General features: G+C 64.0%; 2 protein-coding genes. One reads left to right on the top strand and one right to left on the bottom strand.

Annotated elements, in window-relative coordinates; genetic code table 11:
* Positions 1 to 967: serine hydrolase domain-containing protein (locus tag ACXRVY_RS26715; RefSeq protein ID WP_458238695.1), on the top strand; the 967-nt coding region annotated here is incomplete at its 5' end.
* Between the two features lie 117 nt (positions 968 to 1084).
* Here ACXRVY_RS26715 and ACXRVY_RS26710 read toward each other — a convergent pair.
* On the bottom strand, positions 1085 to 1831 hold the full coding sequence (locus ACXRVY_RS26710; protein WP_458238694.1) for a TraX family protein: 747 nt from the start codon (positions 1829 to 1831) through the stop codon (positions 1085 to 1087).
* Positions 1832 to 1880 lie beyond the last annotated feature (49 nt).

Raw genomic sequence — 1880 nt, 5'->3', positions numbered from 1 at the left:
GCGTTTGCAACCTGGAAGCTCTGGGCTAGTGGCCTCGCTGACCAACTATCTGTCACGCCACCCCGTGACAGGCTTGCTGATAGTGAAGGACGACCGAATACTCTTCGAGCACTACCAGTACGGGAGAACCGACAAGGACCGGCTGCTCGGCCAGTCCATGACTAAGTCCATCACGGGGCTGCTGGTGGGCCTGGCGGTCTCGGACGGCGCCATCAGGTCGGTCGACGACGTAGCCGAGGTGTACGTTCCCGGTTTGAAGGGAAGCGAATACGGCCGCACTCCGTTGCGAGCGCTGTTGCACATGTCATCTGGAGTGGACTTCGGTGAAGATCGCGATGACGGGCATGACTTGTCGGTCCTGTGGCGCGATATGGTGCTCGGCGCAGGGATATTCGGGAAGAAGGGAACGGTTGCCAGCATTCGACAGTTCGACCGTCGCATCGCCCAGCCCGGAACGAAGTTTCACTACGCCAGCATCGAGGCAGACGTGCTTTCCGTCGTACTCCGCGCTGCGCTGGAAAGACCGCTGGCAGATTATTTGCATGACAGGCTGTGGCGGCCTCTTGGCACCGAAGCCGAYGCCACCTGGCTYGTCGACGCCGAGGGCKRYGAAGTSGGGCATTTCGGGTTCAGTGCMGYSCTTCRCGACTATGCMCGGCTSGGCMGGCTKYTGGCYTGCGATGGSGCCTGGGACGGTCGCCAGCTCATCCCTGCGGATTGGCTCAAAGAGGCCACGACCGTGAGGGCCTTAGATCGGCATCTGGCAACTGGCCAATCGATGCGCCTTGGCTACGGCTACTTGATGTGGCTTCTTCCAGGTGACCGCCGGCAGTTCGCCCTTGTGGGCCAGAACGGGCAACGTCTTTGCGTCGACCCTCAGTCAAAGGTCGTGATGGTGCACACAGCCCTTGAGGATGTGCCGCAAACCTGGGCCCTTTGGTCGACGGTGAGCAGCGCCTTGGGCTGAGCGTTGAACGGCGGCTTTCAGCGTGGCTGTTTCGCCTGTGCGAAGGACAGCAAGGGGTCGGAACTGGCCGACCGCGCTGCGTATCGGAATGCCGTGAAGCAGCCGTCGAAGTGCCTGCTACAGCAGCCGCGCTAGACCCCAAAGCACCGCCAGGTGCGCCGGGTAGTAGATGTAGAACCCAAGGCGGCCGCGAGGCACGTTCAGCTTGACCTGTCCCGCCGCGAAGATGAGCGGCAACGCGGCGAGCGCCCACAGGTTGCGATTGATGACGTACAGGCAGGCGAGGGCGCCGACCCACAGTGCGAGCGTCATCCAGCTCGGCCGGCGACAGTAGGCCCAGGCCAACAGGCAGGCCCCAAGTCCTGGCCACCAGAACTCGACGAGTGCGCCGCCGACGATGAACACCACGCCAGCCAACGCCAGCCGCGCCGGCCCACCGACCTCGATCAGCCAGGCGCAAAGTGTGGCGACCAGAAGCGTCGCCATGATGTTGAAGGGCCACCATCCCCAACCCAGTCCGCCGAGCGCGATGAAGGGAACGGTGGCGATGGCGCTGAACAGAGCCAGCCGGCGCACGGTGCGTAAGTAGGCGCCACTGGCCAGCGCACCAGGCCGAGCGAGGTTGTAGCCCAACACGAAGCCGAACAGCGGCAGGGCCAGACGCCCCGCCGCGAACAGCTCAGGTACCGAGGCATGCAGCAGATGCTTGTTGACGTGATCGAGCGTCATCAACAGCAACGCCAGCCACTTCAGCGCCTCGAGCGTGCCGCTGCTCAGCATCAGTGCCGGGGCTGTGCTGGTCGGCACCCGGACCGGTGCCTTGGCGCCTTCAGCCGCAACCGCCAGCTTCGCGCCAGTATTCATCCCGAGCTTCCATCCTGACAAGCAAGGAGCCGCCGCACACCACCACCGG

The sequence above is a fragment of the Pseudomonas sp. P5_A2_2 genome (assembly GCF_054177685.1).
Note: the sequence above shows the minus strand (reverse complement) of the source record. Positions and strands in the feature narration are given on the sequence as shown.

Excerpts from the sequence above, each read along its gene's own strand:
- ACXRVY_RS26710 (WP_458238694.1), bottom strand. The coding sequence starts at position 1,831 with ATGAATACTGGCGCGAAGCTGGCGGTTGCGGCTGAAGGCGCCAAGGCA.